This window comes from Kitasatospora sp. NPDC093550 (genome assembly GCF_044764985.1).
In the GTDB taxonomy this organism is placed as follows: domain Bacteria; phylum Actinomycetota; class Actinomycetes; order Streptomycetales; family Streptomycetaceae; genus Kitasatospora.
The window spans coordinates 104095-130182 of the sequence record NZ_JBIWJF010000005.1; the positions used below are offsets into that span (position 1 = coordinate 104095).

General features: G+C 76.4%; 23 protein-coding genes. 9 read left to right on the forward strand and 14 right to left on the reverse strand.

The window, feature by feature from the left end:
- Positions 1–9: 9 nt before the first annotated feature.
- Positions 10–423 (reverse strand): hydroxyphenylacetyl-CoA thioesterase PaaI, encoded by a 414-nt coding sequence (gene paaI / locus ACIRD3_RS09560; protein WP_402213637.1) that lies wholly within the window; start codon positions 421–423, stop codon positions 10–12.
- Between the two features lie 304 nt (positions 424–727).
- On the opposite strand from paaI, the gene ACIRD3_RS09565 reads away from it, so the two are divergent.
- On the forward strand, positions 728–907 hold the full coding sequence (locus ACIRD3_RS09565; RefSeq protein WP_402213639.1) for a hypothetical protein: 180 nt from the start codon (positions 728–730) through the stop codon (positions 905–907).
- Between the two features lie 27 nt (positions 908–934).
- On the opposite strand, the gene ACIRD3_RS09570 is transcribed toward ACIRD3_RS09565, so the two are convergent.
- The 3 genes from ACIRD3_RS09570 to ctaD all read right to left on the reverse strand — a co-directional run bounded on the left by ACIRD3_RS09570 (position 935) and on the right by ctaD (position 4380).
- Complete coding sequence (locus ACIRD3_RS09570) at positions 935–1651, reverse strand: response regulator (RefSeq protein WP_402213641.1); 717 nt, start codon at positions 1649–1651, stop codon at positions 935–937.
- A 147-nt stretch (positions 1652–1798) separates the two neighbouring features.
- Positions 1799–2335 carry a hypothetical protein gene (locus tag ACIRD3_RS09575; RefSeq protein WP_402213643.1) on the reverse strand — a complete coding sequence of 179 codons (537 nt, stop codon included), beginning with the start codon at positions 2333–2335 and terminating at the stop codon, positions 1799–1801.
- A gap of 146 nt (positions 2336–2481) precedes the next feature.
- The gene (ctaD, locus tag ACIRD3_RS09580) at positions 2482–4380 is read right to left on the reverse strand and encodes a cytochrome c oxidase subunit I (protein WP_402213645.1); all 1899 of its coding nucleotides are present in this window, start codon (positions 4378–4380) and stop codon (positions 2482–2484) included.
- A 615-nt stretch (positions 4381–4995) separates the two neighbouring features.
- On the opposite strand from ctaD, the gene ACIRD3_RS09585 reads away from it, so the two are divergent.
- Positions 4996–6837 carry a BTAD domain-containing putative transcriptional regulator gene (locus ACIRD3_RS09585; RefSeq protein ID WP_402213647.1) on the forward strand — a complete coding sequence of 614 codons (1842 nt, stop codon included), beginning with the start codon at positions 4996–4998 and terminating at the stop codon, positions 6835–6837.
- Positions 6838–6866: 29 nt separating this feature from the next.
- Here ACIRD3_RS09585 and lanKC read toward each other — a convergent pair whose 3' ends face one another.
- The 3 genes from lanKC to ACIRD3_RS09600 all read right to left on the reverse strand — a co-directional run bounded on the left by lanKC (position 6867) and on the right by ACIRD3_RS09600 (position 11143).
- A complete protein-coding gene (gene lanKC, locus ACIRD3_RS09590) occupies positions 6867–9467 on the reverse strand; it encodes a class III lanthionine synthetase LanKC (RefSeq protein WP_402213648.1) in 2601 nt (866 codons plus the stop codon).
- A gap of 94 nt (positions 9468–9561) precedes the next feature.
- Positions 9562–10947 carry an MFS transporter gene (locus ACIRD3_RS09595; protein ID WP_402213650.1) on the reverse strand — a complete coding sequence of 462 codons (1386 nt, stop codon included), beginning with the start codon at positions 10945–10947 and terminating at the stop codon, positions 9562–9564.
- A 22-nt stretch (positions 10948–10969) separates the two neighbouring features.
- Complete coding sequence (locus ACIRD3_RS09600) at positions 10970–11143, reverse strand: hypothetical protein (RefSeq protein ID WP_402213652.1); 174 nt, start codon at positions 11141–11143, stop codon at positions 10970–10972.
- Positions 11144–11510: 367 nt separating this feature from the next.
- Here ACIRD3_RS09600 and ACIRD3_RS09605 point away from each other — a divergent pair, with 367 nt between their 5' ends.
- Genes ACIRD3_RS09605 through ACIRD3_RS09615 form a run of 3 tightly spaced genes read left to right on the forward strand, consistent with a single transcriptional unit; the run spans position 11511 to position 16025 of the window.
- Complete coding sequence (locus ACIRD3_RS09605) at positions 11511–14627, forward strand: adenylate/guanylate cyclase domain-containing protein (protein WP_402213654.1); 3117 nt, start codon at positions 11511–11513, stop codon at positions 14625–14627.
- Positions 14624–15484: a S8 family peptidase gene (locus tag ACIRD3_RS09610; protein ID WP_402213656.1), complete on the forward strand. Its 861-nt coding sequence runs from the start codon at positions 14624–14626 to the stop codon at positions 15482–15484. Before ACIRD3_RS09605 ends, ACIRD3_RS09610 begins: the two co-directional genes overlap by 4 nt.
- On the forward strand, positions 15468–16025 hold the full coding sequence (locus ACIRD3_RS09615; RefSeq protein ID WP_402213658.1) for a GAF domain-containing protein: 558 nt from the start codon (positions 15468–15470) through the stop codon (positions 16023–16025). Before ACIRD3_RS09610 ends, ACIRD3_RS09615 begins: the two co-directional genes overlap by 17 nt.
- Here ACIRD3_RS09615 and ACIRD3_RS09620 read toward each other — a convergent pair.
- The 7 genes from ACIRD3_RS09620 to ACIRD3_RS09650 form a co-directional block, all read right to left on the reverse strand.
- The gene (locus ACIRD3_RS09620; protein ID WP_402213660.1) at positions 16016–16903 is read right to left on the reverse strand and encodes a virginiamycin B lyase; all 888 of its coding nucleotides are present in this window, start codon (positions 16901–16903) and stop codon (positions 16016–16018) included. The two genes, ACIRD3_RS09615 and ACIRD3_RS09620, sit on opposite strands and share 10 nt — an antisense overlap.
- Positions 16904–17047: 144 nt before the next feature.
- Positions 17048–18124 (reverse strand): AI-2E family transporter, encoded by a 1077-nt coding sequence (locus ACIRD3_RS09625; RefSeq protein WP_402213662.1) that lies wholly within the window; start codon positions 18122–18124, stop codon positions 17048–17050.
- 119 nt (positions 18125–18243) lie between these two features.
- Entirely contained in the window at positions 18244–19347 is a 1104-nt protein-coding gene (locus ACIRD3_RS09630) for a winged helix DNA-binding domain-containing protein (RefSeq protein ID WP_402213663.1), read from the reverse strand.
- Positions 19344–20066, reverse strand: coding sequence for a glycerophosphodiester phosphodiesterase (locus tag ACIRD3_RS09635; RefSeq protein WP_402213665.1), 723 nt, complete (start codon positions 20064–20066; stop codon positions 19344–19346). Before ACIRD3_RS09635 ends, ACIRD3_RS09630 begins: the two co-directional genes overlap by 4 nt.
- Positions 20063–20500: a hypothetical protein gene (locus ACIRD3_RS09640; protein WP_402213667.1), complete on the reverse strand. Its 438-nt coding sequence runs from the start codon at positions 20498–20500 to the stop codon at positions 20063–20065. Before ACIRD3_RS09640 ends, ACIRD3_RS09635 begins: the two co-directional genes overlap by 4 nt.
- A 78-nt stretch (positions 20501–20578) precedes the next feature.
- Positions 20579–20995 carry a molybdopterin-binding protein gene (locus tag ACIRD3_RS09645; protein ID WP_402213669.1) on the reverse strand — a complete coding sequence of 139 codons (417 nt, stop codon included), beginning with the start codon at positions 20993–20995 and terminating at the stop codon, positions 20579–20581.
- 253 nt (positions 20996–21248) lie between these two features.
- A complete protein-coding gene (locus ACIRD3_RS09650) occupies positions 21249–22454 on the reverse strand; it encodes an ROK family transcriptional regulator (protein WP_402213671.1) in 1206 nt (401 codons plus the stop codon).
- Between the two features lie 120 nt (positions 22455–22574).
- Between ACIRD3_RS09650 and ACIRD3_RS09655 the strand changes: the two genes are divergently transcribed.
- The 4 genes from ACIRD3_RS09655 to ACIRD3_RS09670 all read left to right on the forward strand — a co-directional run bounded on the left by ACIRD3_RS09655 (position 22575) and on the right by ACIRD3_RS09670 (position 26042).
- Positions 22575–23816 (forward strand): MFS transporter, encoded by a 1242-nt coding sequence (locus tag ACIRD3_RS09655; RefSeq protein ID WP_402213672.1) that lies wholly within the window; start codon positions 22575–22577, stop codon positions 23814–23816.
- A 252-nt stretch (positions 23817–24068) separates the two neighbouring features.
- The gene (locus ACIRD3_RS09660) at positions 24069–24629 is read left to right on the forward strand and encodes an RICIN domain-containing protein (protein ID WP_402213674.1); all 561 of its coding nucleotides are present in this window, start codon (positions 24069–24071) and stop codon (positions 24627–24629) included.
- Positions 24630–24706: 77 nt separating this feature from the next.
- Positions 24707–25402, forward strand: a complete 696-nt coding sequence (locus ACIRD3_RS09665; protein ID WP_402213676.1) for a TVP38/TMEM64 family protein — start codon at positions 24707–24709, stop codon at positions 25400–25402.
- Between the two features lie 127 nt (positions 25403–25529).
- Positions 25530–26042 carry a DinB family protein gene (locus ACIRD3_RS09670; protein ID WP_402213678.1) on the forward strand — a complete coding sequence of 171 codons (513 nt, stop codon included), beginning with the start codon at positions 25530–25532 and terminating at the stop codon, positions 26040–26042.
- The last annotated feature ends 46 nt before the right edge of the window (positions 26043–26088 follow it).

Here is a 26088-nt window from a genome sequence, read left to right on the forward strand (position 1 = left end):
GCCGGCCGCTCAGTCGCCGCGCGGCCGGCCACCGATGGTCACGCTCTGCCCGCGGAACTCGGCGATCACCGTGCCGTCCGCCACCCGGCGCACCGTCACGTCGTAGATCCCGCTGCGCCCGGACCGCGAGCGCTCCACCGCCTCGGCGACCAGCTCGTCCCCGACGGCCGCCGGCGCCAGGAAGGCCACCTGCGCGGCCTGGGCGACCGTCACCGGGCCGTGGCTGTTGCAGGCGTACGAGAACGCGGCGTCCGCCAGCAGGAAGAGGAAGCCGCCGTGCGCCGTGCCGTGCCCGTTGACCATCGTCGCGGCCAGCGTCATCCGCATCACCGCGCGCCCCGCCGACACCTCCTCCAGCACGATGCCCAGCGACCGGCTGGTCTCGTCCCGCTCGTACAGGGCGGCGGTCACGGGGTCGAACATGGCGGCGCGGTCCCTCCGTCGGCGATGTCCGGGCCAGCGTAGGGGACGGTCCGCTGCCGCGGGGCCTGCCGGCCGGGCGCGCGCCGTGAGATCCTCCGCGGGTGATCAACGCGCCCGCTGCAGGGGCGACTTCAGGCCGACCTGACGACCGCATCGGCTCCGCCCTGCGGTTCGCGACCGAACTGGCCGCCTGGGTGGCCACCCCTGGGCCCTAGCCGGGCACTCCTGGCTGCTCGCCGCGCTGTCGCTGCTGGTCCTGATCGGCCTCCCGACCGTCTTCGCCACGCCGGGCGACAAGACCCGGGTGATCGTCGCCGTGCCCGGGTGGGCCACGATCGTCCTGGTGCTGCTCCGACTCGCCGCCGCCGTGGCCTCCTCCTGGCTCGGCTGGCCCGCCTGGGCGGCCGTACCCGTCACCGCCCTGGCCGCCGCGACCCTCGTCACGGAGCGGCGCCGCTGGTCCTGGCTGCTCTCCCCCGGCTGACGCACCGCCCCGCAGGTACCCGGGCCCTCAGCCCCGGCCGCCGCGCAGCGGGGAGGACGGAGCCGCGGACGCCTGGCGCAGCTCGCTGGCGATCAGGGCCGCCTGCACCCGCCGCTCCACGCCGAGCTTGGCGAGCAGCCGGGAGACGTGGTTCTTGACGGTCTTCTCGGCGAGGTAGAGGCGCTCGCCGATCTGCCGGTTGGTCAGGCCCTCGCCGATCAGGGCGAGCACCTCCTGCTCGCGCACGGTCAGCCCGGGGCCGGCGGTGACCGGCTGGGCGGGTTCGGCGTCGCTGCGCAGCCGGTTGAGCAGGCGGGTGGCCGCGCCGGGGTCGAGCATCGAGCGGCCGGAGGCGACGGTGCGGACGGCGGCGACCAGGTCGGTGCCGCTGATCTGCTTGAGCACGTACCCGGCGGCGCCCGCCATGACGGCGTCCAGCAGCGCCTCCTCGTCGTCGAAGGAGGTGAGCATCAGACAGGCCAGGCCGGGCATCCGCGAGCGCAGTTCCCGGCAGACCGAGACGCCGTCACCGTCGCCGAGGCGGACGTCCAGCACGGCGACGTCGGGCCGCAGCGCCGGTACCCGGACCAGTGCCTGCTCGGCGGTCGCCGCCTCGCCGACCACCTCCAGGTCCGGCTCGCCGTCCAGCAGGTCGTGCACGCCGCGGCGCACCACCTCGTGGTCGTCCAGCAGGAACACCCGGACCGGTGCCGGGGCCCCGGCACCCTCCGTCTTGGTCGCCATCTCGCGGTTCCACCTTCGTCACCCCCGCGCACTCCCGGCGGGGCCCAGCGCATCATCGCCCACCGGGCGGCCGCGCCCCAGGGTCGAACGGCCCCATTCCGCCGGGACCCTCGCCGTACGGCCCCGTACGGCCCCGGACGGCCGGGTTCAGCGGCGGCCCTGCCGCCGGAGGTTCCCCAGCCCCATCAGCAGGAACGCCAGGGCGAGCGCCGCCCCGCTCACCGCGGCCGGCACCACCCGCGGGCCGATCCCGCCTGCGCCGGACAGCAGGACGGCGGCCGCGCCGAGCGAGGCGACGGCGGCGCCGACCACCAGCCAGCCCGCGAGGGCGACGGCGAGCGGCCGGGCGCTGCGCGGGGCGGGGCCGGCGTCCAGCGCGGCCCAGCGCGCCGCCGTCTCCCGCACCTCCCTCCGGCGCTCCCGCAGCGCCCGTGCCCGCAGCGCGCCGCCGCCGACCAGTCCGGCCAGCGCGAGCTGGGCGGCGGGTCGCCAGTCGGGGACGACGAGCAGCAGTCCGCCGGCCAGCGCGAGCGCCGCCCACCACAGCACGCAGGCCGCCGCGGCGGTCCGGGTGGAGCGGGGGCGGTCGGCGCCGGCCTGGAGGTCGGCGATGGCGGGCAGGTACCAGACGCAGCCACCGGCGGTGAGGGCGGCGGTGCCGATGGCGAGCACGGTGTGGTTCACGGACCCGGCCTTCCTGGTCGACGAAGGGGCGAGGGGAGCGGGCGAGGTGCGGGGGCGGGGGAAGGGGCGAGGGACGGGGTGTGCGGGGCCGTCCCCGCCCGCCCGGGGGCGGGGACGCGGGCGGGGACTTGCGTGCGGGGGCGGCCTCAGCCGCCGGAGGGAGGGGCGCCGGCCGAGGACTCGGGAGCGCCGACGGGAGACTCGGGCCGCGTCGGACCGGCGGCCACCCGCGCCCGGTCCGCCCGGCTCAGCGGCCGGTCGTACTTCGCCGGCTCGACGTCGGCCAGGTGCGCGGCGGGCTTGCCGGTGTTCTCCAGCGCGTCCCGGGCCGCGATGTCCGGGTGGTGCAGGTCGAAGGCCGGGGATTCGGAGCGGATCCGCGGCAGCTTGACGAAGTTGTGCCGCGGCGGCGGGCAGGAGGTGGCCCACTCCAGCGAGCGCCCCCAGCCCCAGGGGTCGTCCTCGGTGACCTTCTCGCCGTACTTGGCGGTCTTCCAGACGTTGTAGAGGAACGGCAGGATCGACAGGCCCAGCAGGAACGAGCCGATGGTGGAGACGGTGTTGAGGGTGGTGAAGCCGTCCGACGCCAGGTAGTCGGCGTAGCGGCGGGGCATGCCCTCGGCGCCGAGCCAGTGCTGCACCAGGAAGGTCGTGTGGAAGCCGACGGTGAGCGTCCAGAAGGTGATCCGGCCGAGCCGTTCGTCGAGCTTCCGGCCGGTCATCTTCGGCCACCAGAAGTGGAATCCGGCGAACATCGCGTACACCACGGTGCCGAACAGCGTGTAGTGGAAGTGGGCGACGACGAAGTACGAGTCCGAGACGTGGAAGTCGATCGGCGGGGCCGCGAGCAGCACGCCGGTCAGACCGCCGAACAGGAAGGTGACCAGGAAGCCGACCGTCCAGAGCATCGGAGTCTCGAAGCTCAGCGAGCCCTTCCACATGGTGCCGACCCAGTTGAAGAACTTCACGCCCGTCGGCACCGCGATCAGGAAGGTCATGAAGGAGAAGAAGGGCAGCAGTACCTGCCCCGTGACGTACATGTGGTGCGCCCACACCGTCACCGACAGGCCGGCGATGGCCACCGTCGCGGCGATCAGGCCCGCGTAGCCGAACATCGGCTTGCGGCTGAACACCGGGATGACCTCGGAGACGATCCCGAAGAACGGCAGCGCCAGGATGTACACCTCGGGGTGCCCGAAGAACCAGAACAGGTGCTGCCACAGCATCGCCCCGCCGTTGGCCGGGTCGAAGACGTGCGAGCCGAACTTGCGGTCGCACTCCAGCGCCAGCAGCGCGGCGGCCAGCACCGGGAAGACCAGCAGCACCAGCACCGACGTGAGCAGCACGTTCCAGCAGAAGATGGACATCCGGAACATGGTCAGGCCCGGCGCGCGCATGCAGATGATGGTGGTGATGAAGTTGACGGCGCCGAGGATGCTGCCGAAGCCGGAGAGCGTCACGCCCATGATCCACATGTCGGCGCCGACACCGGGCGAGTGGATCGCGTCGGACAGCGGGGCGTAGAGGAACCAGCCGAAGTCGGCGGCGCCCTGCGGGGTCGCGAAGCCGGCGGCGGCGATCAGCGAGCCGAACAGGAACAGCCAGAACGCCAGCATGTTCAGGCGCGGGAAGGCGACGTCCGGCGCACCGATCTGCAACGGCATGATCCAGTTCGCGAAGCCGGTGAACAGCGGCATCGCGAACAGCAGCAGCATGATCGAGCCGTGCATCGTGAAGGCCTGGTTGAACTGCTCGTTGGAGAGGAGCTGGGTGCCCGGCCGGGCGAGCTCGGCGCGCATCACCAGCGCGATGACGCCGCCGAGCAGGAAGAACGCGAACGAGGACACCAGGTACAGGGTGCCGATCGTCTTGTGGTCGGTGGTGGTCAGCAGCCGGACCAGGGCCGAACCGGGCCGCCCGGGCCGAACCGCCGTGGCCGGCGGGGCGGTTGGCGGTACGGCCGGCGGCGGCACGGCCGCCGGCGGTGCGACCGTCGGCGGTCGGGCGGGGTCGGTGGGGTCGCCCTGGGCCTGGGTGGCGGTCAAGGACCCATCTCCTCGGGAACGTGGTGCGAATGGATGGCGATCCATGATCGGAACAGCGCCGCTCCCCGCCCCAGGGCCCTTGGGCCCGCCGGTCCGGGGCCGCTGGGCCCGAGTTCCCGGGCCCCGACCGGGACCTCCTGGCCACCCTCCCCGTCCGCTCGGGCCGCGCTCGCCCGGTTCCTGAGCCCCGGTCGAGAACCGCCGGAACACCGCGCACCCGCGCGGCCCGAACACCTGGCCGAGCAGCGCCCGTGCGGCGCTCCTCCACCCGCCTCCCCGGCGGCGGCGCACCCCGCCCGACCTGCCGGAACCCCGCCCGCACACGGGTGCGAAAGCACCCGCCGATCCCACCCCCCGCGGCCCGGGTCGTGCGGGCGGCGTGTGCGAACCCGCCCGATTCCGTGCCCTTCAGGGCCGGTCGACGGTCCAGTAGCCTGCGCGGACCGACGACCGCCGTCGAACCACCCGGGAACCGCCCGCAAACCGCCCGACAAGCGCCCGACAGCCGCCACCGAACCGACCTCGAACCGCTCCCGAAACCGCTCCCGAAACCGCGATCGCGCCGCCGCCCGCCCGCCCTCGCCCCGCCCCGCTCTCGCCCCCGGAGGTACGCCGATGCCCCTGGCCCAGCCCGCCGCCCCCGCCCGGCTGCGTTTCTCCGTCCTCGGCCCGCTCACCGGCGAGGCCGGCGCCCGCCCGCTCGCCCTGGGGCCGTTGAAGCAGCGGCTGGTGCTGGCCGTCCTGCTCAGCCGGGCCAACACCGCCGTCCCGGTCGACCTGCTCACCGACGCGGTCTGGCCCGAGGAGCCGCCGCGCACCGCCCGCAAGAACCTCCAGGTGTACATCTGCACCCTGCGCACCCTGCTCGGCCGGGAGGACGGACCCGACCGGCTGGTCCACTCGGCCGGCGGCTACCTGCTGCGGGTCGCCGAATCCGAGCTCGACCTCCTGCAGTTCCGCGCCCTGGCCCGGGCCGGCCGGGCAGCCGCCGACGGCGGTGCGCTCGCCCCGGCCGCCCGGCTGCTGCGCCAGGCCCTCGACCTGTGGCAGGGCCCGCCGCTCGCCGACCTGCGCTCCTCGCCCGCCGTCGAGGCCGAGGCGCAGCGGCTGGAGGCGCGCTGCCTGGGTGTCCACGAGGACTGGGCGGAAACGGAGTTGGAGCTCGGCAACGCCACCGCCGTGGCCGAGGAGCTGGCCGATTTCGCCGAGCGCCACCCGCTGCGCGAGCGTCTCCAGGCGGCCCGGATGAACGCGCTGCACCTGTGCGGCCGGCAGGCCGAGGCGCTCGCCGTCTACGACAGCCACCGCCAGCTGCTGGCCCGCGAGTTGGGCCTGGAGCCGAGCCCCGCGCTGACCGCCCGCTACCGGGAGCTGCTAGCCCGCGGCCGGACCGGGCCCGCCGCCGCCCGCCCGGAGCGCGGCACCGCCCCGCACGGCGTCCTGCTGCCCGCCGACACCGCCGACTTCACCGGGCGGACCACCGAACTGCGCGCTCTGGTCGACGAGTTGGGCGAGGGCGGCGGCCGGGTCGCGGTGCTCTCCGGGCCGGCCGGCAGCGGCAAGACCTCGCTCGCGGTGCACGCCGGCCATCTGCTCGCCGACCGCTTCCCGGACGGCCGGCTGCTGGTCCGGCTGCGCAGGGCCGACGGCACCCCGCGCCCGCTGCCCGAGGTGCTGGCCGAACTCGCCGCCCTCACCGGCCGGTCGGCCGCCGCGCCGACCGGTCCCGCGCCGACCGATCCCGGCCAGGCCGCGGCCCTGTGGCGCGCGTCGCTCGCCGGGCGCCGGATGCTGCTGGTCCTGGACGACGCCCCGGGCGAGTCCGTGGTCCGCGAGCTGCTGCCCGGGCACGGCCCGAGTTCCGTCCTGGTCACCTCCCGCAGCCAACTCGCCGGCCTGGCCTCGGTGCACCGGGTCACCGTCCCGCCGCTGGCGCCCGCCGAGGCCGTCGAGCTGCTGGGCCGGATCGTCGGCACCGGCCGGATCGGCGCCGACCGCGCCGCCGCCGCCCGGATCGTGGACGCCTGCGGGCTGCTGCCGCTGGCCGTACGGGTGGCCGGCACCCGGCTGGCCGTGCTGCGGCACCTGCCGCTCGCCGAGTACGCGGCGCGCCTGGAGGACCCGGCGGGCGCGCTGGACGAGCTGGTCGCCGGGGACGTCACCGTCCGCGCCCGGCTCGACTCCGGCTGGCAGGACCTCGGCGACCAGGGCCGGCTCGCGCTCGCCCGGCTCGCCGCCCTGCCGCTGTCCCTGCTGTTCACCCTCCCCGAGGCCGCCGCCGCGCTCGGCCGGCCCGAACGCCTCGCCCTGCGCACCCTGGAGGCGCTCATCGACACCGGCGCGGTGACCTCACCGACCGGCGAGGTCACCGCCCACGCCGCCCTCTACGCGCTGCCCCGGCTCACCCATCTGCACGCCCGCGAGCGCGCGGCGGCCGTCCTCGGCGCCGCCTCCTGACGACCCGGCCACCGACACCCGCGCGGGGCTCACCCCAGGGTCAGCAGGTCCAGCACGTCCCCGCGGTCCTCCTCCAGCCCCCACAGCGCCAGCAGCACGCCCGCCGCCCCGGTGTGCAGGTCCGCGGAGAAGCGCCGCAGCCGCATCCCGGGCACCAGGAGCCCCTCGGGCCGGGCCACCAGGTGCCACTGCAGCCGCGCCACCTGCTCGGCCACCGCCTCCGCCGGGGCGCCCGGCCGGTCCGGCTCCTCGCCACCCGCACCACCCCCACCCTCCAGTCCGCCCGGGCGGTCCAGCCGGTCCAGCGCCAGGGTCAGTCCGGCCCGGCCCCGGAACAGCCCCGGCTCCCGGATGAACCCGGGCGCGCAGACCTTCCGCACGTCCGCCAGGAACGCCTCCCCGCCGGGCAGTTCGGCCGTCTCCAGGTACTCCCGCAGCACCAGCGCGATCCCGCTGCTCCCCCGGTCCAGGTACGCCAGCCGTCGCCCGGCCTCCAGCACCTGCACCGAGCCGTCCGGCACCCGGACGCACTGCCCCACGGCCCGTTCCAGCGCCGCCCGCGCCGAGTCCCGCAGCCACCGCTCGCCGGTCCGCCGGTACAGCCTCAGCTGCAGCAGCGCGATGCCGGCCAGCCCGTACAGCAGCCCGGCCGCCGAGGGCTGGTCCAGGCCGTCCACGGCCTCGCCGCGGACCACCGCCGCCAGTTCGCAGGCGTCGCGCAGCGCGTCCGCCGCCTCGCGCGGGCTGTCCAGCGCGTCCGCGAGCCGCAGCCGGGCGAGCGCGGCGCCGGCCCGCCCGCCGAACAGGCCGACCTGGCGGGCCGGTCGGGCCGTGCGCGCCCGCGCCGTCAGCTCCTCGGCCGCCTCCGGCCGACCCACCCGGGCCAGCGCCACGGCGATGCCGAGCGGGCCGTCGTACAGGCCCCCGGTGCCCGGCCGGGCTCCGCGCCGGCGCAGCGCCGCGACCAGCCAGTCCGCGTACTCCTGCGGCCAGTCGGCGCCCGCCCGGTGCAGCGCGTACAGCACCCCGGCCGCGCCGTGCGCGACGCCCGTCCCGCCGTCGGCGAACCCGGCCACGTCGCCGGGGAACAGCCGGTCCGGCCGGTCCGGCGTGGCTCCCGCGTGGATGCCCGCGACCAGTTCGCGCCGGGCCGGGGTCCAGGAGGGGCCGGCCAGCAGCTCCCGGCCGCGCCGTTCGCTCACCGACTCCGTCCGCGCCGTCAGCGCCGCCAATGCCGCCGGTCGCACCGGCCCCTCCTCCGGCCCGAGTCCGAACCACTCCCGTGCCCGCCGCTCCAGCGCCGGCAGCTTGCCGGGGTCGCGGTCGGCCAGTTCCTGCACCGGCATCAGCAGCATCAGCCAGGTCGCCCACAGCATGAACCGGTCCGCCTCGGCGCCGTCCAGCCCCGGCGGGATCGACAGCCCGGCCGCTCCCGCGCTCGGCACCCGCCGGTCGTCCAGCGGCGCCGCGTACTCGAAGTCCACCAGCACCACCGAACCGTCCGGCCGGAGCACCACGTTCGCCGGGTGGAGGTCCCCGAACCGCACGCCCCGCTCGTGCAGCGCGTCGAGCGCCTTCTCCAGTCCGGCGACCACCCCGTCGACCCACCGCGCGTAATCGGCGCGCCGCTCGGCCGTGCAGTCCTGGTGCACCAGGGGGTAGCGGCGGACCGCCTCGGTGAACAGCTGGACGCCCTCGATGTGCTCCTGCACCAGGAAGGTGTGCTCCCACACCGTCCGCACCTCGTGCAGCCGGGGCACGCACTCCAGCCCGGCCAGCCGCTCCAGCGCCCACCGCTCGCGCCGCAGCCTGGCCGTCGCGTCCGCCCCGGCGGCGTCCAGGCCGGCGTACGGGCGGGCCTCGCGCAGCACCACCCGTGCGCCGCTGCCCCGGTGCTCGGCCAGGTAGATCCCCCCGGCACTGGAGAACTGCAGCACCTCCAGGATCCGGTACGGCAGGTCCCCGGCGGCGGCCTCCCGGGCGGCGAGGTGCGGGCGCAGCACCGCGGGCGGCTCGACCCACGCCGGCATCCGGAACACCGGTTCGCGCGAGTCCGGCACCAGCGTCCCGGCCGGGTCGCGCAGCGCGGGCACCGGCCGGCCCGCCTCGTCCTCGCACCACAGCTCGACGAACGCGCCGTAGCGCGCGTACACCGGGGCACTGCCGATCCGCAGGTCGGTCAGCACGTACGGGCCGGGGCGGCCGTCCAGCGCCTGCGCCAACTCCCCTGCCAGATCGGCGAACTGCTCCTCCGAGCCCGGGTACACGGTGATGAACTTGCCGCTGCTCCCGCGCCCGGTGTACTTGCCGTTCGCCACCCGCAGGGCCGCCGCGCTGCGCAGGAACTTGAACGCGACCCGACGCTCCGAGCAGATCCGGGCGACCACGGCGAGCGTCTCCTCGGCGCCCTCCTCGACCGCGGACACGTGCAGCTTCCAGCCCTGCTCCGGAAGCGCCCCGCCCTCGGGCCGCAGCGCCGTCCACAGCCCGCGCTGTTCGCGCCGCCAGCCCGCGGGCGGTGCGCCGAGCCCCAGCGGGTAGCGGCCGGCCCGGTCGCGCAGCCGACCGGGGGTGTCGTAGTACAGCGGGTCGGCGAGGCAGAAGAGTTGGGTCTCGTGGGCGCCGGCCATGGCGTCTCCCTTCCGGAACGGCTTCGGACGGCGGGGGCGGGGCGGGGCGGCGGGAACCGCGGCGGCGAGGACGGCGGGGCGGGAGCGGCGGGGCTCAGACGGCCGGGCTGAGCACCGGCCCGCGCCGCACCGGCGGCGCCCAGGTGACCACGGCCGCGCAGAGCGCGATGGCGAGCGCCAGCAGCCCGAAGGTGCGGGTGCCGCCGACGGCCCCGAGCAGGGTGCCGCCCACCAGCGGGCCGAACGGCTGGATCAGGGTGGACAGGAAACCGGCGGCGCTCTGCACCCGGCCGATCCGGTCCGGCGGCGCGGCGAGCAGCATGCCGGAGACGAAGCCGATGCTGGCGATGGTGGACAGGCACATGCAGGCCGCGCAGAGCAGCCCGATCACCAGCGGCACCCGGGTGACCGTCAGCACCCCGGCGGTCAGCGCGGAGGCCCAGCAGGCGATCGCCACCAGGCTGCCGTCGCGCGCCCGGGCGCCCAGCTTCGGGGCGAGCAGCGCACCGGCCAGGGCGCCGGCCGCCGTGCAGGAGACCACCGTGCCGCCGCCGATCCCGGAGTGCCCGCCGTCGGAGGCCACGGCCAGGGTGGCGAACATCAGCGCGCTGAACGCGAAGTTCATCCCCAGGCCGAAGATCAGCAGCAGCGTCCGCAGATAGGGCTGCTGCCAGATGAAGGCCAGCCCGGCGGTCAACTCCCGCTTGCCGAAAACCGATCCGCTCGTCTCGGCGGGTGTGGAGCGGGTCCGCATCAGGGCCACGCACACCGTGGACAGCAGCAGTCCCACGCCCTCGGCGAGGAACGGCAGCACCGGGTGCCAGGCGAACAGCGCCCCGCCGCCGAGCGGGCCGACCAGCCGGGCCGCGGCGCCGCGCGCCTGCATCCGCGCGGAGGCCTCCCGGGCGTGCTCGCGCGGCACCACCGTGCGCAGCAGGGCGCCGGCGGCGGGCCCGTAGACGCTGGAGATCAGCGCCCCGGCGGCGGCGACCAGCAGGACCAGCGGCAGCGGCGCGCTTCCGCGCAGCACCGCCACCACCAGGGCGGCGACCGCCAGCAGGCTGCCGACGTCGCAGATCCGCATCAGCCGACGTCGCTCGATCCGGTCGGCGAGCACACCGCCGGGCAGCATGGTGAGCAGCAGCGCACCGACCGAGACGGTGCCGATGGCGCCCGCCCGGGCGGCCGACCCGGTCTCCCGCAGCACGAGCAACGGCAGCGCGATCGAGGCGAGTTGGGAGCCGAGCGAGGCCAGCAGGCCGCCGACCCAGAGCAGCCGGAAGTCCCGGTTGCGGGCGAGCGGGGTGGGCTCCGGGGCGGTGGGCGCCATGGCCGTCCTCCGTGGGGGGGTGGTGGCGGGATCGGGCCGGGGCGGTCCCGTCGTGACGGGACCGCCCCGGGGGCCTTGCTCCAGGTGCGGGAGGCCGTACGGCCGGCGGCCGGGGGCGGTGGTGCGCCCGCCCCGTGCGCGGCCCGGCATCCGGCCTGGCGACCGGTGTCGGTCAGGCGCTGGTCTCGGCGCCGCCGACGTAGCTGATCAGGCTGAAGCAGTTGCCGTCCGAAGCCTCGGCGAGGACCTTCATCGACTGCAGGTCCAGGACGTTGGCGGCGTGCGCCTCGACCTCCGGGGTCTCCTCGCCGTTCTCGCCGAGGTTCTGGTCCATGTTCTCAGCCATGGTCGAACTCCCTTCCACAGGTGGGACGCCGCAGGTGGGCCGTCACGGTGGCGGCGGGCGACCGCCCGCCGTGCCGACCATCGTCGGCGGGGCCGGCTGCGCCCGGCTTCGGGGCCGCCTGGCCACCGGTATGGCCGCAGGTCGCGGGGGTGCCGGCACCGCAAGGCGAGCGCCGCGGGGCCCTGCCGGAGACCACCGCGCCCCGCCCGGGCTGCGGCCATACCGACCGCCAAGCGCTCCCCAACCGGGCCCGAAGCCGCCCCGGCCACCCTGACCCGGAACGCCCGGACACCGCGGCGCCGTACCCGCCCGCGCCCCGTACGCCCGTACGCCCCGCCCAGCGGAGGACGACCGAAGGACGGCCACCATGCCCTGCCCACTCTGCGCCCAACTCGTCGCCACGAACGACCAGTTCTGCCCCTCCTGCGGCACGCCCCGGGCGGCCGCCCTCGACCTGGCCGCCGAGGAGCGCAAGCTGGTCACCGTGGTCTTCTGCGACCTGGTCGACTCCACCGCCCTGTCCGGCGCGCTCGACCCGGAGACGCTGCGGGAGGTGATCCTGCGCTACTTCGAGCGGATGCACCGCCAGATCGAGGCGCACGGCGGCACGTTGGAGAAGTTCATCGGCGACGCCGTGATGGCCGTGTTCGGCGTCCCGGTGATCCGCGAGGACGACGCCCACCGGGCGCTGGCCGCCGCGCTCGCCATGCTGGAGGACCTGGAGGACCTCAACACCGAGCTGGACGCCACCCTCGGGGTCCGGCTGGACGTCCGGATCGGCGTCAACACCGGCCAGGTGGTGGCGGGTTCGGACGCCTCGGCGCGCCAGGCGCTGATCTCCGGCGAGACCGTGAACATCGCCGCCAGGCTGCAGACCCGGGCCGCCCCCGGCCAGGTGCTGATCGGCCCGCAGACGCTGCGCGCGGCCGGCCCGGCCGCCCAGGTGGACGAGGTGGGCCCGCTGCAGCTCAAGGGCAAGGCCGAGCCGGTCACCGCCTACCGCCTGGTCGGCCTGGACGAGGACGACCCGGAGCTGCTGCGCCGCTTCGACGTCCCGCTGGTCGGCCGGGAGCGCGAACTGGCCGAGCTGGACGCCGCGTTGGCCCGGGTGGCGGGCGGCTCCGGCGCCGAGCTGCTGCTGGTGGCGGGCGAGGCCGGGATCGGCAAGACCCGGCTGGTGCGCGAGTGGCGCGAGCGGGTGGGCCGGCGCACCGCGCGCTGCGGCACCGCCCGCTGCCGCAGCTTCGGCGAGCAGGGCGCGCTGGCGCCGCTCGCCGAGGCCGTCCGCACCCTGCTGGACGAGCCCGAGGGCGCGGCCCCGGCCGAGGCGCTGGCCCGGCTGGACGAGGCGACCGCACCCGGCATCGGCGCCGGGCAGTCGCTGGAGCTGCTGGCCGCGATCCTGCGCGGACGCACCGTGGAGCGCCCCGCCGTGCTCGTCCTGGACGACTGCCAGTGGGCCGGCCCGGCCCTGCTGGACGCCGCCGAGCGGCTGACCGAGGTGCTCGGCTCCGCCCCCGTGCTGCTGCTCTGCCTGGCCCGCCCCGAGCTCCCGGCCTCCCGCCCGGAGCTGCCGACGCTGCCGGTCGGCGGCCTGTCCTGGGACGAATCCGCCCTGCTGGCGGCCCAGTTGACCGAGCTGAGCGCCCACCAGGACGCGGTGCCCACCCGGCTGCTGGAGCGCGCCGAGGGCAACCCGCTGCACCTGGAGGAGCTGCTGGCCGCTCTCACCGAGGCCGACGGCCCCGCGCACGCCGACGAACTCCCGCCCAGCGGGCGGGCGTTGCTCAGCGCCCAGATCGACGGACTGGAGCGCGACGAGCGCGCCACCCTGGACCTCGCCGCCGTCCTCGGCCGTGCCTTCACCGCCGCCGAGCTGGCCGAACTCACCCACGGCGGCACCGACCAGGACGCCTTCGCCGACCCGGAGGACGACGTCTTCACCGGCCCGATCGACGGCCTGCCGGCCGGCCCGCCCACCGCCGGCGACGACACCCCGCCCCGGCTGCACGCCGCGCTGGCCCGGCTGGCCGAGCGCGGCCTGGTCGAAGCGGCCGGCACCGGCTACCGGTTCAGCAGCGGCCTGGTCCAGGAGTCGGTCTACCAGTCGATGTCCAAGCGGGCCCGCGCCGAGCGCCACGAGCGCGCCGCCGACCTGCCGGCCGTCCGCGCCGCCGGGGACGCCGCCGTCGGCGGCCACCTGGAGCGCGCCCACCGCTACCGGCTGGAACTCGGCCTGCTGGACGCCCGCACCGACGCCCTGCGCACCCGCGCCGCCGCCGCCCTCGGCGCCGCCGGGGCCCGGGCCCTCGCCCGGGCCGACCTGCCCGCCGCCACCGACCTGCTGGAGCGCGCGGTCCGGCTGCACTACCCCAACGAGCGCTCCGCCGGCCCGGTGCTGCGCCGCCTCGGCGAGGCCCGGCTGGCGCTCGGCCGCGCCGACGAGGCGCTGCCCGTCCTGGCCCAGGTGCGCGACGCGGCCGCCGACCCGCTGGACGCCGCGCACGCGCGGCTGGCGCTGGCCGCCCGCGGCCTGCCGCCCGGTCAGGACCAGCCCGCCGCCACCGCCCGCGCCGTGCTGCCGCTGTTCACCGACACCCGGGACGACCTCGGCCAGGCCCGTGCCCGGCTGCGGCTGGCCGAGGAGCACCTGCTGGCGGGCCGGCACACCGAGGCCGAGCGGCTGCTCGACCAGGCGCTCGACCACGTCTCCCGCACCGACGCCGAGTTGGACCGGGCCGCGGTGCTGGCCGCGCTGGCCGCCTCGCTGCTGGCCGGCCCCGAGCCCGTGCCGAACGGTACCTTCCGGCTGCGGGCCCTGCTCGCCGACCACGGCGCCGGCCGCCGGACCGTCCGGGTCGCGCTGAACGGCCCGCTGGCCGTCCTGCTGGCACTGCGCGACCGCCCCGAGGAGGCCGAGCTGCTGCTCGCCGAGGCCAACGGCCTGGCCGGGGAGCTGTCGCTGGCCGAGGCGATGGTCGCGCTGCCCGCGCTGACCGCCCAGGCCGCGGCCGCCACCGGCCAGTCCCACCAGGCCCTGGACCTGCTGGCCGACGCCGCCGAGATCGCCCGCCGCCAGGGCACCGCCGCCCCGCTGCCCCGGCTCGCCCTCACCACCGCGCGCGTCCTGCTGGACACCGACCGCCCGGCCCACGCCGCCCGCCACCTGGACGGCGCGGACGCGGCCGGCGCGCTGCCCCCGGTGCTCGCCGTCGAACTGGACGCGCTGCGCGGCCGGCTCGCCGCCGCCCGGGGCGAGGCCCAGCCCGCGCTGGACCTCACCGCGGCCGCGCTGAGCGCCGCCCAGGCCACCGAGTCGCTGCTGCTGCAGGCGCTGACGGCGCTGGACCGCGCGCACGCCCTGCTGCTGCTGGACCGCCCCGCCGAGGCCGCCGCGGCCGCCGCCACCGCCCGGGACCGCTTCGCCGCCAAGGGCCACCTGCCCGGCATCCGGCGCGCCGAGCGGCTCGGGGGCACCCGGTGAGCGGCCCGGACGGACTGACCTGGAGCCTGCGCGACCGCACCCCCGACGAGCTGACGGTGCTCGCCGACGCCGTCGGCCCGGAGGGGGGCGGCGCCGCCCCCGCAGAGGGCACCGGCCGGGGCGTGCGGGTCTGCGTGGTCGACTCCGGCATCGAGCCCGACCACCCGCTGGTCGGCCCGCTGGAGGGCTCCTGGGCGGTGGTCAAGGACCCGGTCACCCGGGAGCTGGCCGTCCGCCCGGACACCGCGGGCGACACCTGCGGCCACGGCACCGCCTGCGCCGGCATCATCCGCCGCACCGCCCCGGACTGCGAGCTCTACAGCGTCCGGGTCCTCGGCGAACGCTTCTCCGGCACCGGCGACATGCTGATCGCCGGGCTCCGCTGGGCCGTCCGGCAGGGCTTCGACGTCGTCAACCTCAGCCTCTCCACCACCCGGACCCGCTTCCTGGAGGAGCTGCACGCGATCGCCGACGACGCCTTCTTCGCCCGCACCGCGATCGTCGCCTCCGCCCACAACACCCCGGTGGAGAGCTTCCCGTGGCGGTTCTCCTCGGTGATCTCGGTGGGCAGCCACCAGGAGGACGACCCGGCCCTGCACCTGTACAACCCGACGCCGCCGGTGGAGTTCTTCGCCCCCGGCCAGAACGTCCGGGTGCCCTGGCTCGGCGGTGCCACCATCCGCACCACCGGCAACAGCTTCGCCACCCCGTACGTGGCCGGGCTCTGCGCCCGCCTCCTGTCCCGGCGGCCGAGGCTGACCACCTTCCAGCTGAAGAGCGCGCTCTACCTCACCGCGGCCAACGTCAAGGTCCCGACCACCCCCACCCCGGAGGCGCCCGATGACCCTCAGCACTGACCCCGCCGTCGATCCGCTGGCCCGCGAACTGCTGCAGTCCGTGGTGGACGTCGCCCGGGCGATCTTCGGCGCCCAGGCCGGCTCGGTCTGCCTGCTCGACGAGGCCGCCGGGGAGCTGGTCTTCCAGGCCGTCTCCGGGCGCGGCGAGGAGTCCCTGGTCGGCCGCCGCTTCCCGGCCGGCCGGGGCATCGCCGGCTGGGTCGCCGCCTCGGGCGAGCCGATGGTGGTCGACGACCTGGGCGCCAACCGCACCTTCGACCGTGACTTCGCCGAGTCCACCGCCTACGTCCCGAACGCCCTGATGGCCGCCCCGCTCACCCACGGCAGCCGGGTCCTCGGCGTCCTGGAGGTCCTCGACCCGGCCCCGCAGGCCCGCTCCAGCCTTCCCGAGCTGGACCTGCTGGCGCTGTTCGCCCGTCAGGCCGCCGCCGCCCTGCGGGTGATCGCCGAGCGCGCCCCCGCCCCGGAGCCGGTCCCGGACCGCGCCGCCGCCCTCGGCCTGCTCGCCGACCTGGAGGAACTGCTGCGCCGTCAGCCCTGAGCCCGCCCCGGCGCGATCCGGAGGATCTCGCCGCGCTCCAGCGCCGCGTACACCGCACCGTCCGGGGCGACCGCGATGCCGTGCGGCTCGGCGCCCCCGCCCGGGATGGGGTGGCCGTCGAGCCGCCCGTCCGGGGTGAGCACCCCGATCCGTCCGGCGCCCCACTCGGTGAACCAGAGCCGGCCGTCCGGCCCGGCCGCGATCGCGTGCGGCTTGGCCGCCCGGTCGGCCAGCGGGTACTCCGTCACCGCGCCGTCCACGGTGATCCGCCCGACCAGCCCGCCGCCGATGCCCACGTACCAGAGCGCGCCGTCGGCGCCGGCGGTGATCCCCACCGGCGCGGTCCCCTCCGTGGGCAGCCGGTGGACGGTCACCTCCCCGTCCGTGCCGACCCGGGCCACCGCGTCCGCCTGGTTGAGCGTGCACCACAGCGCGCCGTCCGGCCCGGCCGTGATCATCGAGGGGAAGGCCCCTGCGACCGGCAGCGGGTACTCCGTCACCTCCCCGTCCACGGTGATCCGCCCGACGGCACCGGCGTTCATCTCGGTGAACCACACCGCCCCGTCGGGCCCGGCCGCGATCCCGTACGGCCCGGCGCCCCCGCCCGGCAGCGCGTACGAGCCGGCCGTCCCGTCCCGGTCGATCCGCCCGATCCGGTGGTCCCGCATCCGGCTGAACCACAGCGCCCCGTCCGGCCCCGCCGCGATCACCGCCGGCCCGCACTCGGGCGCCCCGAGCCCGTACCGCTCCACCGTCCCGTCACCCGCCAGCCGCCCGACCTCCCCGCTGTGCACCAGCGTGAACCACACGCCCCCGTCCGCCCCCACGGCCACCCCGTACGGCCCGGCCCCCTCGCCCGCCACCGTGAACAGCTCCATGCGCGCACCCCTCCACTCATCGCTATCGCGACTCGCGTCGCATTAGCAATGCTCGCACGCCTCCGCCCCGGGAACAACCGGATACCAGCCACCGGCCGGCCGCGGCGGCGGAGCCAGGCGCAGCGGGACGTCAGCACGGTGGCCCTACTCCGCCGCCTCGGCCGTCCGCCCGGGGAGGCCGCGCAGGACGGAGACCACGCCGGCGGCCGCCGCGCAGACCGGGACGGCGAGCAGGGCGCCGATGATGCCGGCGATGCCCGAGCCGGCCACCACGGCGACCATGATGGTGGCCGGGTGGAGTTCGACGGTGCGGCTCTGGATGACGGGCTGGAGGATGTTGCCCTCGATCATCTGCACGGCGAGGACCACGCCGAGCGCCCACAGGGCCGTCCCGAGGCCGCCGTCGGCGAGGGCGACCAGGACGGCGACCGCTCCGGACAGGAAGGCGCCGACGAAGGGGATGTAGGCGCCCATGAAGACCAGGGCGCCGAGGCCGGGCGCGCCGGGAACCCCGAGGGCGAGCAGGCCGATGGTGATGAAGGCCGAGTCGATCAGGGCGATCAGGGTGGTGCCGCGCATGAAGCCGGCCATCGCGTCGAATGCCCGCTCGGCGCAGGCGATGACGGTGTCGGCGCCGCGACCGGGCAGGTAGGAGCGGATGGCGTCGCCCGTGCGGTGGCCGTCGCGGAGGAAGAAGAAGACCAGGGCGAGGGCCAGCACCCCGCCGGTGATCACCTGGGTGAGCAGGCCGAGCCCGGAGAGCACGCCGTTGGTGAGAGTGGAGACGAAGGAGTTGGTCTCGCCCCTGGCGTTGGCGAGGGCGTGCTGGATCTTCTTCCCGAGCGGGCCCAGCCACTCCTCCAGCCGCCGACCGGCCGCGGGCAGCGCTTCGGCGATCTGCGGGGCGCTGTGCACCAGGGAGTTGACCAGCAGGGCGATCACGGCGCCGACCGCCACCACCAGGACGGTGCAGGTCAGCCCGGCGGCGAGGCCCCGGCTGAGGCCGCGCCCGACCAGCCAGGGCACCACCGGCTGGAGCAGCGAGGCGCCGAGCAGCGCGAGGACGAACGGCACGGTCGCGGCCCGCAGCTCGACCAGGGCGAAGACCACCAGCGAGGCGACGGCGATCAGCAGGATCACCGCCGCCGACCAGGCCGCCGCCCGCCGCACCGCGGGCGGCAGCATCAGGTACGGCGGGCGGCGGTCGGGCGGTCGTTCCACGGACACGGCCACCTCCGGCGAGCTCGTCGACGAGTCCGAACCGACCCATCTCAGCAGAGAACGTGACGGTCCGCCCGTTGTGCCGCCCGTCGTGCCGTGACCGCGCCGCTACGGCACCGCTACGGCACCGCCTCGATCCGGACCGTCCCGTCCCCGCCTCCGCCCGCGAAGGCCAGCACCCGCCGCGCCTCGGCCTCCGCCGCCTGCCGGTCGGCCCGCCGCAGCGCCGCGAACGGCTGGACGACGACCTCCCGCTCGCCCGTCAGCCGCCAGCTCCCGGCGACCAGGCCGTCCACCAGCAGGCTGCCCAGCACGATCCCGTTCTGGGTCATCACCCGCCCCCGGTACTCCTCGGGCAGCACCCGGGTGCGGTCGGCGTGCGAGAGCAGCAGGTTGTCGAAGGGCGCGACCAGCCGGACCGGCGCCGGGGTGTCCGGCTCCGGCCGGGGCGCCTCCGGCAGGTCGTACAGCAGCCGGCCCCGTTCGTCCCGGAAGGTCAGCAGCCGGGGCGCGAGCCGTTTCAGCACCGGGGCGAGCCGGCTGAGCCCGCACCACTTCTGGGCGTCGGCGACGGTGGCCGGGCCGAAGGCGGCGAGGTAGCGCAGGACCAGGTCGTCCGGGGTCGGCGCCGGGTCGAGCGGGCGGCCGAGCCAGGCCTCGGCGGTGGTGTGGGCGGCCGGGCCGCCGCGCCCCCACAGGCCGCGCGGCGGCACCTGGACCAGCGGCAGCCGGCAGCGGGCCGCCTGGGCGAGCGCGGCCGGATCGCGGTCCGGGCGGGTGGCGGCGAGCAGCGTGCCGAGCTGCTGGAAGGTGCGCGGCTCCTCCTCGACGTGTGCACGGGCCTCGGCGGCGAGCGCGTCCAGGTCCAGCCCGTCGAGCCGTTCGCCGTAGGTGGTGCGCAGTTGCTGGTCCAGCAGGGGCTGGAGCAGCGGGCGCAGCGTCAGGCAGTCCTCGGCGGTGACGAGGTGGATGGTGCCCCGGTGGAGGGCGATCCGGACGGCCGCCCGCCGCTCGATCAGCGCGCTCAGCGGTTCGGGGGTGAAGCCGTCGAGGCGGGCGAGCAGTCCGAGGTAGGGCGGCTGGGGTGCGGCCTGGGCCTGGAGGCCGCCGAGGTGGTGGATCATCGCCGCAGGCGTCAGGTCGGTGCGGGCGAGCAGGTGCTGACGGGCCAGCAGGGCGCGGCCGAGCGCCCTGGCGGTGAGGACGGGCCCGCGCTCGGTCACCGGCGGCCGTCCAGCACCGAGCGCAGCACGCCGATCCGGTTGGTGGTGATGGAGGCGACTCCGGTGTCCCGCAGCCTGCGCATGGTGCGGCGCAGGTCGGCGGTCCAGGTGGAGACGGCGAGGCCGGCGTCCGCCGCGGCGGCGGTGAACTCGGGGGTGACCAGGCCGAACGGCGGGTTGAGGTAGCGCGGGCGCAGGTCGGCCAGCAGGGCGGGGACGGGCAGCCGCGGCTGCTTCCAGGTGAGCGCGATCTCGGCGTCCGGGGTCAGCTCGCGTACGGCGAGCATCGCGGAGACGGGGCCGCAGAAGGCGACGTGCCGCTCGGCGCCGAGTCCGGTGACCACGGACCAGGTCGCCGCGGCCGGCCCGGGCTCGTCCAGGTCGATCAGCAGGCGGCGGTCCTCGGCGGCCTCGGACCGACCGGTGACCGCCTTGACCGCCTCGGCGAGGGTGGGGATGCCCAGCTGCCCCTGCCGCAGTCCGTCCAGCTGCTCGGCGGTGACCCGGTCGATCGACCGGGGGTCGCCCCAGAGCCGTTCCAGGGTGCGGTCGTGCAGCAGGACGGGCACCTCGTCCCGGGTGAGCCGGACGTCGACCTCGACGGCGTCGGCTCCGGCGGCGAGCGCGGACTCGACGGAGGCGAGGGTGTTCTCGCGGTACCGGTAGGGGTCGCCGCGGTGGGCGACGGCCTGCACGCGGGGGCTGCGGTGGGTGGTCATCGGATCCTCCCCGCGAGCCAGGGGGTGAGGTCGTGCACGCCGATGCCCTCGCGGTGGCTCGGCTCCCCGGGGACGGTGACGATCAGCGTGGTGGACGGCGGGAAGGTGCGCGCCTCGACGTGCACCAGGTCGGACCAGACGGCGTCCAGGAAGCCGGGGACGCGGTCGCGGTCGACGTCGAAGGCGACGCCCTCGACGGTCACCGTGACCTCGTCGTGGGTGAACAGCCGGACGCCGACCGCCGGGCTGCCGTCGAACTCCAGCAGCGCCTCGTGCGGGACGGCGTCGAAGCCGCCGTCCGCTTCGACCAGTCCGGCGAAGGTCCGGTCGGCGCCGATGTCGTGCCGGGCGCGGACGCTCCGGCCGTGCCGCCGCGCGACGGCTTCGACGGCGAGCACGGCGCTCTGGGTGGTCGGCAGGTGCGGGGGTGGCATCCGGGCCTCTCGTTCGCTTCCGTTCGGTTCCGGCACTCGTCGTCGGGACGTCGGCGGCGCACGGGCCGCCGTGGTCGGTCAGCGCCGCTCGACCATCACATTGGTCGACTTGATGACCGCCGTGGCGGGCGCGCCGGGGACGAGGTTGAGCTCCTCCGCCGACTCCCGGCTGATCAGCGACACCACCCGGAACGGCCCGGCCTGGATCTCCACCTGCGCGGCCACGTCGCCGAGCACCACGTCGGTGACGATCCCGGGGAAGCGGTTGCGGGCCGAGGACGGGCGGCCCTCGGCCTCGGCGTTCTCCGGCCGGGCCAGCTCGCGGGCGAAGGCGGCGAGCTCGGCGCCGGGGATGATCCGGTGCCCGTGCTCGTCCCGGGCGGCGGCGAGCCGCCCCGCGTCCACCCAGCGCCGCATGGTGTCGGCGCTGACGCCGAGCAGCGCCGCGGCCTCACCGATGCGGTACGGGTTGACCGGCACCTCGGGCTGGCCCATGAGCGACTCCTGACGGTGGTTCGAGGGGATCGGGGGGACGACGGGTCGGGTCGGATCCTCCCGCCGCCATCCTGCCGCACGGGCGGCGGCAACCGGAAAGCGCGGTCCGCCGGAGGGCCCACGGCTCGGGGTCGACGGCTCGGGGGCCGACGGCCCGGGGCGACGACTCGGGGCGACGACTCGGCGCGTCGACCCGGGGCGACGACCCGGGGCGACGACTCAGGTTCGAGGCTCATGATCGACGGCTCGGGGACTACGGCTCGCCGAAGAGGTCCCGGCGGACCGCGTCGCCGGCGGTGAGCACCGCCCCGGCGAGCACCGCGCCGCCGCCCGCCGTACCGGCCCGCACCTCGGTGCTCAGCGGGGAGAGCCGGGCCAGCCGACGTTCCACCCGGCCGGCCAGTTCGGGGCCGCCGGCCCGGCCGATCTCCCCGCCGAGCACCACGCAGCCGGGGTCGAGCACGACGCAGACGCTCGCCGCGCCGATCGCGATCCGCTCGGCCAGCTCGTCCAGGAAGCGGCCGGCCGCGCGGCCCTCCTCGCCCTGTCCGCCGGCCGTCGCCACCGCCGTGCGCACGACGGCTTCGGCGGCGGGTGCGTCCCCGGCCGGGTCGGCGGGCAGCCCGTGCTCGCGGGCCAGCACGCAGATCGCGGCGCTGCCGACCAGGTCGTGGAAGCCGCCCTCGCAGCTGTCGGCGCGCGGCAGTCCGACGGTGCCGGGGACCGGCAGGAAGCAGATCTCTCCGGTACCGCCCGAGAAGCCGCGGCGCAGCCGCCCGTCCAGCATGACGGCGGCGCCGACGCTGTGGCCGAGCCACATCAGCACGAAGGTGTCCCGGTCGCGGGCCGCGCCGACCCGGTGCTCGGCGCGGCCGGCCAGGTTGACCTCGTTCTCCAGGATCACCTCGGTACCGGGCAGCTCCCGGAGGGCGGCGAGGAGTTCGGCGTGCCAGCCGGGGAGGTTGCCGGTGCTCTGCAGCCGTCCGGTACCGGGGTCGACGAGGCCGGGGGCGCCGACCGCGACGGTGTGCAGCCGCTCGACGCCGGCGCCGCGCGCGGTCTCCCGCAGGGTGGCGGTGATCGCCGCGGCGGTGTCCGGTCCGCCCTCGCCCTGGACCGGGACCTCGGCAGTGGCGAGGGCGTGTCCGGCCAGGTCGGCGACGACGAGGCTGACGCCGCCGGAGCGGACGTCGAAGGCGGCGATGTGCGCGCGGGAGGCGACCAGCGCGTAGACCCGGGCGTTGGGGCCGCGCCGCTGTTCCCCGCGTTCGCCGACGACGGCCACCAGCCCGGTGCGCTGGAGGCGTTCGAGCAGGTCGGCGACGGTCGGCCGGGACAGGCCGGTGAGGTCGCGGAGCTCGGTCGCGGTCAGGGGGCCCTGTTCGAGCAGGAGGTTGAGCGCCAGCCGGTCGTTGATCGCCCGGGCGGTGCTCGGCGTGGCCGTACGCACGGTGGTCATGACCGGTCATCCTTTCAGAGTGTTTCTATCAGGGTCCCTTCCTGATAGTTTATCGAACCGTCCGGCCGAGCGGCCCGACCGCACCGTCCGACCGCACCACCCGCCCGGGAGGGACCACCGATGACCCGCACGCCCGCACCGCCGCCGGAACCGCTGACCGCCCCGCGCCGGGCCCGGGCGAGCATCGCCCTGGTCTTCGGCGTGCACGGCGCCGTCAGCGGCAGCTTCGTCACCCGCATCCCGTGGATCCAGGACCGCCTGGACCTCTCCGCCGGGCAGCTCGGCCTGGCCCTGGTCATGCCCGCCGTCGGCTCCTCCCTCGCCATGCCGCTGGCCGGCCGCTTCGTGCACCGCTACGGCGGGCGGGCGGCGGTGCGCGTCCTGATCGCGCTCTGGTGCCTGGCCCTCGCCCTGCCCGCGCTCGCCCCCTCCCTGCCGGCGCTCTGCGCCGTCCTGCTGGTGTACGGGGCCGCGGCCGGCACGGCGGACGTCGCGATGAACGCGCAGGGCGTGGAGATCGAGGAACGGCTCGGCCGCTCGATCATGTCCGGCCTGCACGGCATGTGGAGCGCCGGCGGTCTGCTGGCCTCCGGCTTCGGCATCCTCGCCGCCCACCTCGACCTCGACGCCCGGCTGCAGCTGGCGGTCACCTCCCTGGTCCTGCTCCTCGTCGGCCAGGCGGTCTGCCGCGGCCTGCCCGACCTGCGGGCGCAGGAGGGCGCCGAGGAGCCGCCGCGGTTCGCGCTGCCGCCGCGCAGCTCCCTGGTGATCGGGCTGGTCGGCTTCTGCGCGGTCTTCGCCGAGGGCGCCTCGATGGACTGGAGCGGCGTCTACCTGCGGGACGTCACCGGCGCCTCGGCCACCGTCGCCGCCGCCTCGTACACCGCTTTCTCGCTCACCATGGCGGCCAGCCGTCTCGCCGGGGACGCCGTGATCCGCCGCCTCGGCGCCGTCCGCGCCACCCGGATCAGCGGCGCCGTCGCCACCGCGGGCGGCCTGCTGGTGGTCGCCGCCGACAGCCCCGCGCTGGCCATCCCCGGCTTCGCGCTGATCGGCATCGGCATCGCCGTCGTCGTCCCGCTCGCCTTCGCCGCCGCCGGCCGGATCGGCCCGAACCCCAGCCAGGCCATCGCGGGCGTCGCCACCGTCACCTACACCTCCGGCCTGATCGCCCCCGCGGTGATCGGCGCCCTCGCCCAGGCCACCTCGCTGACCGTCTCCTTCGGGCTGGTCACCGCCCTCGCCCTCGCCCTGCTGCTGGGCGCCGGCGCGCTGCGCCGGGCCGAACGGCACTCCCCCGGCGAGGACGTGACCGCACGGGAATCGGACCGCACGTCCGGAAAGGACCTCTCCACGATCTGACGGGGAATCTTGCGGGAGTTCCCCCGGCAACCCGAACGCTCCGGGCGCGGCCGCGCCCGGAGCGTTCGGGGGCGCGCCGTACGGCTTCTTCGAGCTCCCGGCCGTCGGACGCTCCGCCGTCGCCCCGGGCTCCTGGCGACGCCTGCTAGGTTTCCTCGCCGGGCCGCGCTGAACCGCCGTCCCACTGTCGGCGCGCCACCGGGCGTCCGCTCGGCGGCCGACACTCCATGACCACGTCCCAGGGGGGAACACATGACCGCCGCACCCGACCGAACCCGCCTCCGAACCGCCGTCGGCGCACTCGCCGCCGTCGGCGCACTCGCCGCCGCCGGCGCCCTCGCGCTCGCGGCGGCCACCCCGGCCGTCGCGGAGGTGAGCGCGCCGGGGACCGAGGACACCCCGCGGGTGATCACGGCCTTTTCCGGCAAGTGCCTGGAGGTCGCCGACTGGCGCACCGACGACGCCGCCCCCGTCCGCCAGTGGAGCTGCACCGGCGGCGCCAACCAGCAGTGGATCTGGGGCGCCGACGGCCGGCTCGTCAACGCCCACAGCGGCAAGTGCCTGGAGATCCCCGGGTTCAGCACCACCTGGGGCACCCAGGCCGACCAGTGGGAGTGCGACGGCGGGGCGAACCAGCAGTGGAAGATGGTCATCCTTCCGCGAACGGCCACCTTCTACCTGCAGAACGTCGCCAGTCAGCTCTTCCTCGACGTCTCCGGCGGCAGCACCGCCGACGGCGCCCCGGTCATCCAGTGGCAGCCGACCCAGTCGGCGACCAACCAGTACTGGCGCTACGACCCGCCGTGGCGCTGACCCGGGAGCCCCGGCCGGGCCTGCCAGGACACCGGGCCGGGGCCCGGGCAGCCCGCCGCCCCGGTTAGGCTCGGGCGGTGCCCCAGCCAGAAGCCACCCCCGCACCGCCCGCCGCACCGCGTTCGTCCCGGTGGCGGCCGGCGCTGCTGATCGTGCTGCTCGGCGCGGCGGCCGGGTCGCTGCTGCTGTGGAATCCGACGCAGCTGCTGTCCGGCGACCTCGCCGAGCGGATGCCCGGGTACTGGCTCGGCCCGCTGTTCGCCCTGGTGTACGCGGTGGGGACGGTGGCCTTCGTGCCCCGGCCGGCCCTGAACGCGGCGGCCGGACTGCTGCTCGGCGTCCAGCAGGGCGTCGCGATGGCGGTGCTCGGCACCACGCTGGGCGCCGCCCTCGCCTTCGGCCTCGGCCGGGGGCTCGGGCGCGACGCGCTGCGTCCGTATCTCAGGGGCAGGGTGCTCGGCGCCCTGGACCGGCGGTTCACCGAGCAGGGGTTCCGCAGCGTGCTGGTGCTGCGGCTGCTGCCCGGCGTGCCGTTCCAGGCGATCAACTACGGCGCCGCCTTCTCCGGGACGCGCTTCCCGCACTTCGTCCTCGCCACCGCGGTCGGCTCGGTGCCGACCACGGCGGTGGTGGTGACGGCGGCGGCCACCGCGGGCCGGCCCGGGTCGGCGGGCTTCCTGCTGTCGGCGGGCGTGCTCGCGCTGCTGGGGCTGGGCAGCCTGGCCGGGCTGCTGCGGACGGCCCGGGCCCGCCGCCGGGCGACCGCCGCCTGACCGGCGGGCCGCCGGCCTGCCTGGCCGGCTGCCCTGTCCGGTCGGCTGCCCACCCGACCGGGCGAACGGGCCGAGGCGCGAACAAATCGTTCGCGCGGGCGCGGCGCCCGACGCCAGGATGGCCGCCATGACCGAATCGAACCCGCGGATCGACCCGCCCATGGCCGCCGACGAGGCCGCCACCCTCACCGCCTTCCTCGACTACCACCGCAGCACCCTCGCGCGGAAGTGCGAGGGCCTGACCGACGACCAGCTGCGCCTGCGCTCCGTCCCGCCGTCCAACCTCTCGCTGCTCGGCCTCGTCCGGCACATGGCCGAGGTGGAGCGGTACTGGTTCCAGAGCGTCCTGCTCGGCGCGGAGATCGTCGGCCACTTCTGGACCGAGGCCGATCCGGACGGCGACTTCGACCACGTGGACACCGCGGACGTCGCGGCCGACTTCGCCACCTGGCGCGCCGAGGTGGACGCCGCCCGCAGCGCCGCGGCCGGTCTGCCGCTGGACACCGTCGGCAAGCGGCTGCGCCGCGGCGAGGAAGTGACGCTCCGCTGGATCCTCGCCCACATGGTCGAGGAGTACGCGCGGCACAACGGCCACGCCGATCTCCTGCGCGAATCGGTGGACGGCTCGACCGGCGAGTGAGTCACCGCGTGAAATCGTTCCCGCATTGTTGACAGAAGGTCAATTA

Bases quoted from the DNA above. Each gene is read 5' to 3' on its own strand.
- paaI (WP_402213637.1), bottom strand. From the start codon at position 423: ATGTTCGACCCCGTGACCGCCGCCCTGTACGAGCGGGACGAGACCAGC.
- ACIRD3_RS09570 (WP_402213641.1), bottom strand. From the start codon at position 1,651: ATGGCGACCAAGACGGAGGGTGCCGGGGCCCCGGCACCGGTCCGGGTG.
- ACIRD3_RS09585 (WP_402213647.1), top strand. From the start codon at position 4,996: ATGCCCCTGGCCCAGCCCGCCGCCCCCGCCCGGCTGCGTTTCTCCGTC.
- lanKC (WP_402213648.1), bottom strand. From the start codon at position 9,467: ATGGCCGGCGCCCACGAGACCCAACTCTTCTGCCTCGCCGACCCGCTG.
- ACIRD3_RS09595 (WP_402213650.1), bottom strand. From the start codon at position 10,947: ATGCCGGGCCGCGCACGGGGCGGGCGCACCACCGCCCCCGGCCGCCGG.
- ACIRD3_RS09600 (WP_402213652.1), bottom strand. From the start codon at position 11,143: ATGGCTGAGAACATGGACCAGAACCTCGGCGAGAACGGCGAGGAGACC.
- ACIRD3_RS09605 (WP_402213654.1), top strand. From the start codon at position 11,511: ATGCCCTGCCCACTCTGCGCCCAACTCGTCGCCACGAACGACCAGTTC.
- ACIRD3_RS09615 (WP_402213658.1), top strand. From the start codon at position 15,468: ATGACCCTCAGCACTGACCCCGCCGTCGATCCGCTGGCCCGCGAACTG.
- ACIRD3_RS09620 (WP_402213660.1), bottom strand. From the start codon at position 16,903: ATGGAGCTGTTCACGGTGGCGGGCGAGGGGGCCGGGCCGTACGGGGTG.
- ACIRD3_RS09635 (WP_402213665.1), bottom strand. From the start codon at position 20,066: ATGACCACCCACCGCAGCCCCCGCGTGCAGGCCGTCGCCCACCGCGGC.
- ACIRD3_RS09640 (WP_402213667.1), bottom strand. From the start codon at position 20,500: ATGCCACCCCCGCACCTGCCGACCACCCAGAGCGCCGTGCTCGCCGTC.
- ACIRD3_RS09645 (WP_402213669.1), bottom strand. From the start codon at position 20,995: ATGGGCCAGCCCGAGGTGCCGGTCAACCCGTACCGCATCGGTGAGGCC.
- ACIRD3_RS09650 (WP_402213671.1), bottom strand. From the start codon at position 22,454: ATGACCACCGTGCGTACGGCCACGCCGAGCACCGCCCGGGCGATCAAC.
- ACIRD3_RS09655 (WP_402213672.1), top strand. From the start codon at position 22,575: ATGACCCGCACGCCCGCACCGCCGCCGGAACCGCTGACCGCCCCGCGC.
- ACIRD3_RS09660 (WP_402213674.1), top strand. From the start codon at position 24,069: ATGACCGCCGCACCCGACCGAACCCGCCTCCGAACCGCCGTCGGCGCA.
- ACIRD3_RS09670 (WP_402213678.1), top strand. From the start codon at position 25,530: ATGACCGAATCGAACCCGCGGATCGACCCGCCCATGGCCGCCGACGAG.